The following is a 4,886-nucleotide window of genomic DNA, read 5'->3' as shown; positions in this document are numbered from 1 at the left end:
TTTTCAAGCAGAAGACGGCATACGAGATTTCTGCCTGTCTCGTGGGCTCGGGAGATGTGTATAAGAGACAGGGGCTGGGGTGTGGGGGTTTCGGTCATGCGTTCACTGTGGCACGGGGGGTGGGTGTGGAGGAGGTGTGTCGGGGGGTCATCGGATCGAAACCTGTGTGGGGTGTTGCGGGGAACGGGGGGCGGGTCAGAATCTACGCGCGTTGCCCGTACTGAACGAGGAGTGAGTGAGCGATGTCGTTGAACCCCGTGGACCGCAGGACGTTTCTGGTCCGTTCGGCTGCCGCCGGTGCGGGGGTGGCGTTGGCGGGCGGTGCGGTGGTGGGCGCGGCGGGTACGGCAGGTGCGGCTGAGGCGCACGGTCGCGGGCATGGGCACGGTCATGGGCGCCCCGGTAAGCGGTATTCGTTCACCGTGATGGGCACGACCGATCTGCACGGGAACGTCTTCAACTGGGACTACTTCACCGACAAGGAGTACGACGACGCGGCCCGCAACGATGTCGGTCTGGCGAAGATCTCGACGCTGGTGGATCAGGTGCGCCGGGAGAAGGGGCGCCGGAACACGTTGTTGATCGACGCGGGTGACACGATCCAGGGCACGCAGTTGTCGTACTACTACGCGAAGATCGATCCGATCACCGCGCGGCGTGGTCCGGTGCATCCGATGGCACAGGCGATGAACGCGATCGGCTATGACGCGGCGGCGCTGGGGAATCACGAGTTCAATTACGGGATTCCGGTGCTGCGGAAGTTCGAGGAGCAGTGTGATTTTCCGCTGCTGGGGGCGAATGCGCTGGATGCGAGGACGTTGCGGCCGGCGTTCGCCCCGTACGTCATCAAGCGGTTGCGGACGCCGTTCGGGCGTGATGTGCGGGTGGCGGTTCTGGGGTTGACGAATCCGGGGATCGCGATCTGGGACAAGGTGAATGTGGGCGGGAAGATGGTGTTCCCGGGGTTGGAGGAGCAGGCGGCGAAGTGGGTGCCGAAGCTGCGTTCGATGGGTGCGGATGTGGTGATCGTGTCGGCGCATTCGGGTTCGTCGGGGACGTCGTCGTACGGGGATCAGTTGCCGTACGTCGAGAACGCGGCGGGGCTGGTGGCGGAGCAGGTGCCGGGGATCGACGCGATTCTGGTGGGGCACGCGCATGTGGAGATCGCGGAGCACTTCGTCACGAACAAGGTGACGGGGAAGCGGGTGGTTCTTTCGGAGCCGGCGAAGTGGGGGCAGCGGCTGACGGTCTTCGATTTCGATCTGGTGTGGGAGAAGGGGCGCTGGACGGTCGAGAAGGCGGGTTCGCAGGTGCTGAACTCGAATACGGTGGCGGAGGACCGGAAGGTGGTCTCGCTGTTGCGGGACGAGCACCGGAAGGTGGTGGCGTACGTCAATCAGGTGATCGGTACGTCGGTGGTGGCGATGTCGACGGCGGATGCGCCGTGGAAGGACGAGCCGATCATCGATCTGATCAACCAGGTGCAGGCGGAGACGGTGGCGGCGGCTCTGGCGGGTGGGGAGTACGCGGAGCTGCCGGTGCTGTCGCAGGCGTCGTGCTTCTCGCGTACGGCGGGGATTCCGGCCGGTGATGTGACGATCCGGGATGCGGCGGGGCTGTATCCGTTCGAGAACACGCTGGAGGCGCGGCTGTTGACGGGGGCGCAGTTGAAGGAGTATCTGGAGTATTCGGCGCGGTATTACGTGCGGACTCCGGCGGGTGGTCCGGTGGATACGGCGAAGCTGACGAATGCGGACGGGATTCCGGATTACAACTATGACGCGGTGTCGGGGGTGACGTACGACATCGATATCGCCCAGCCGGTGGGGTCGCGGATCGTGGGGCTGTCGTTCGAGGGGAAGCCGGTGGATCCGGCGGCGCGGTTCGTGTTCGCGGTGAACAACTACCGGGCGAGCGGTGGGGGTAATTTCCCGCATGTGCCGGGGGCGAAGCAGGTGTGGGCGAATTCGGATGAGATCCGGAACACGATCATCGCGTGGGTGCAGGCGAAGGGGTCGGTGGATCCGGCGGCGTTCGCTTCGGTGGGGTGGCGGCTGACGCGTGAGGGGACGCCGGTGTTCCCGTAACCCTGTTCGTCCGGCCCGGGGCTCCTTCGGTGGGGTCCCGGGCCGTTCTGTGTCCGGCGGCTAGACGGACTGGCTGAGGGGGATGAGGGCGGGGGCTTGGGCGGGGACGCGGGGGTGGTCGGTGGTGAGGCCGAAGGTGGTGAAGGCGGTGCGTTCGGGGAGGGGGTAGGGGGTGGTGCCGGTGAGATTGTTGAGGATGGTGGCGCTGCGCCAGGCGGCGAGGCCGAGGTCGGGGGCGCCGACGCCGTGGGTGTGGCGTTCGGCGTTCTGTACGTAGACGTGTCCGGTGACCGCGCGGTCGAGGATCAGGCGGTACTGGTCGTCGATGCGGGGGCGGTGGGAGGTGTCGCGGCGGAGGTAGGGGTCGAGGCCGCCGAGGAGGGCGTCGAGGGGGCGTTCGCGGTAGCCGGTGGCGAGGATGACGGCGTCGGTGGTGAGGCGGGAGCGGGTGCCTTGCTGGGTGTGTTCGAGGTGGAGTTCGACACGGGTGTTGGCGAGGCGGCCTGCGGTGCGGACGTGGACGCCGGGGGTGAGGGTGGCGTCGGGCCAGCCGCCGTGGAGGGTGCGGCGGTAGAGCTCGTCGTGGATGGCGGCGATGGTGTCGGCGTCGATGCCTTTGTGGAGCTGCCATTGGCGGGGGACGAGTTCATCGCGGGCGGTTTCGGGGAGGGCGTGGAAGTAGCGGCTGTAGTCGGGGGTGAAGTGCTCCAGACCGAGCTTGGAATATTCCATGGGGGCGAAGGCCTGGGTGCGGGCGAGCCAGTGGAGTTTCTCGGCGCCTTCGGGGCGGGCGCGCAGGAGGTCGAGGAAGACTTCGGCGCCGGACTGTCCTGAGCCGATGACGGTGATGTGGTCGGCGGCGAGGAGTTGGTCGCGGTGGCGGAGGTAGTCGGCGGAGTGGAGTACGGGGACGGAGGGGGCTTCGGCGAGGGGGCGGAGGGGTTCGGGGACGAAGGGTTCGGTGCCGATGCCGAGGGCGATGTGGCGGGCGTAGGCGCGGCCGAGGGCTTCGGCTTCGCCGTCGGGGTCGAGTTGGGTGAAGTCGACTTCGAAGAGGGCGCGTTCGGTGTTCCAGCGGACGGCGTCGACCTGGTGGCCGAAGTGGAGTCCGGGGAGTTGTTCGGTGACCCAGCGGCAGTAGGCGTCGTATTCGGCTCGTTGGATGTGGAAGCGCTCGGCGAAGTAGAAGGGGAAGAGGCGGTCGCGGGTGCGGAGGTAGTTGAGGAAGCTCCAGGGGCTGGAGGGGTCGGCGAGGGTGACGAGGTCGGCGAGGAAGGGGACTTGGAGGCTGGCGCCGTCGAGGAGGAGGCCGGGGTGCCAGTGGAAGGCGGGGCGTTGTTCGTAGAAGGTCGCGGCGAGGGGGCGGGGGTCGTCGGGGGCGGTGGGGATGTTGTGGGCGAGGGCGGCGAGGGAGAGGTTGAAGGGGCCGATGCCGATGCCGACGAGGTCGTGCGGGCGGTCGGGTTCGGGGGTGGGGGCTGGCCGGTCGGGGGCGGGCCGGTCGGTCATCGCGGGGTGTCGCCTTCTGTGCGGGGGGTGGTGGTGACCGCCAGGTCGGTGGTGGTGGCGGTGATCAGGTCGATGAGGGCCTGGAGGTCCTGGGGGGTGGTGTGGGGGTTGAGGAGGGTGGCCTTGAGCCAGAGGCGGCCGGCGGTGTGGGCGCGGCCGAGGACGGCGTGGCCGCGGTTGAGGAGGGTGCGGCGGAGGGTGGCGACGGTGTGGTCGTCGGCGTCGGTGGGGCGGAAGAGGACGGTGGAGATGGTGGGGCGTTCGTAGAGGTCGAGGGTGGGGGTTCGGGTGATGAGGTCGGCGAGGTGGTGGGCGGTGGTGAGGGTGCGGTCGATGAGGTCGGCGAGTCCGGTGCGGCCGAGGGCCTGGAGGGTGACGGCGATCTTGAGGGCGTCGGGGCGGCGGGTGGTGCGCAGGGAGCGGCCGAGGAGGTCGGGGAGGCCGGATTCGGTGTCGTCGTCGGCGTTGAGGTAGGGGGCGTGGTGGTGGAGGGGGGTGAGGTGGTGGCGTTCGGGGACGGCGAAGAGGCCGGCGGATGCGGGTTGCCAGCCGAGTTTGTGGAGGTCGAGGGTGACGCTGTGGGCGCGGTGGAGGCCGTGGAGGAGGTGGCGGTGGTTGGGGCTGAAGAGGAGGGGTCCGCCGTAGGCGGCGTCGATGTGGAGTTCGGCGCCGTGGGTGGTGCAGAGGTCGGCGATGGTGTCGAGGGGGTCGATGGCGCCGGTGTCGGTGGTTCCGGCGGTGGCGACGACGAGGAGGGGCCGGTCGAGGCGGGCGAGGGTCTGGTCGAGGGCGGCGGGGTCCATCGTGCCGTCGGGGGCGGGGACGGTGACGGGTTCGGGGAGGCCGAGGAGCCAGGCGGCGCGGGCGACGCTGTGGTGGGTGTTGGTGGCGCAGACGGTCTGGACGGGGCCGTGGCGTTCGCGGGCGAGGAGGAGGGCGAGTTGGTTGGCTTCGGTGCCGCCGGTGGTGATGACGGCGTCGGGTGAGGGGGTGTGGGGGTAGATCTCGGCGGCGAGTGCGGTGGTGAGGTCGGCTTCGAGGGCGGAGGCGGCGGGGGCCTGGTCCCAGGAGTCCATGGAGGGGTTGAGGGCGCTGGCGGCGAGGTCGGCGGCGGCTGCGAGGGCGAGGGGTGGGGTGTGGAGGTGGGCGGCGCAGTGGGGGTGGGCGGGGTCGGCGGCGCCTTCGGTGAGGGCGGTGACGAGGGCGCGGAGGGCGTGGTGGGCGCCGGTGCCGTGGTCGGGGATGAGGGGGTGGGTGGCGGTGCGGGTGCGGGGGGTGACGGTGTCGGGT

The 4,886-nt window shown here is 69.4% G+C and carries 3 protein-coding genes; 1 reads left to right on the top strand and 2 read right to left on the bottom strand.

What is annotated here, in order from left to right:
• Window positions 1-242: 242 nt before the first annotated feature.
• Entirely contained in the window at window positions 243-2,087 is a 1,845-nt protein-coding gene (locus IF17_RS0135605; RefSeq protein WP_030575331.1) for a bifunctional metallophosphatase/5'-nucleotidase, read from the top strand.
• Window positions 2,088-2,147: 60 nt separating this feature from the next.
• Here the strand turns inward: IF17_RS0135605 and IF17_RS0135600 are convergent, their stop codons facing one another.
• Together IF17_RS0135600 and IF17_RS0135595 are read right to left on the bottom strand one after the other, a co-directional pair.
• On the bottom strand, window positions 2,148-3,596 hold the full coding sequence (locus tag IF17_RS0135600; protein ID WP_030575322.1) for a lysine N(6)-hydroxylase/L-ornithine N(5)-oxygenase family protein: 1,449 nt from the start codon (window positions 3,594-3,596) through the stop codon (window positions 2,148-2,150).
• A partial coding sequence (locus tag IF17_RS0135595) for a pyridoxal phosphate-dependent decarboxylase family protein (protein ID WP_030575320.1) occupies window positions 3,593-4,886 on the bottom strand: 1,294 nt, incomplete at its 5' end. The genes IF17_RS0135595 and IF17_RS0135600, both read right to left, overlap by 4 nt.

The sequence above is a fragment of the Streptomyces cyaneofuscatus genome (assembly GCF_000718135.1).
Lineage (GTDB): Bacteria > Actinomycetota > Actinomycetes > Streptomycetales > Streptomycetaceae > Streptomyces > Streptomyces cyaneofuscatus.
The sequence above is the reverse complement of the archived record's forward strand: the minus strand, read 5'-3'. Positions and strand labels throughout refer to the sequence as shown.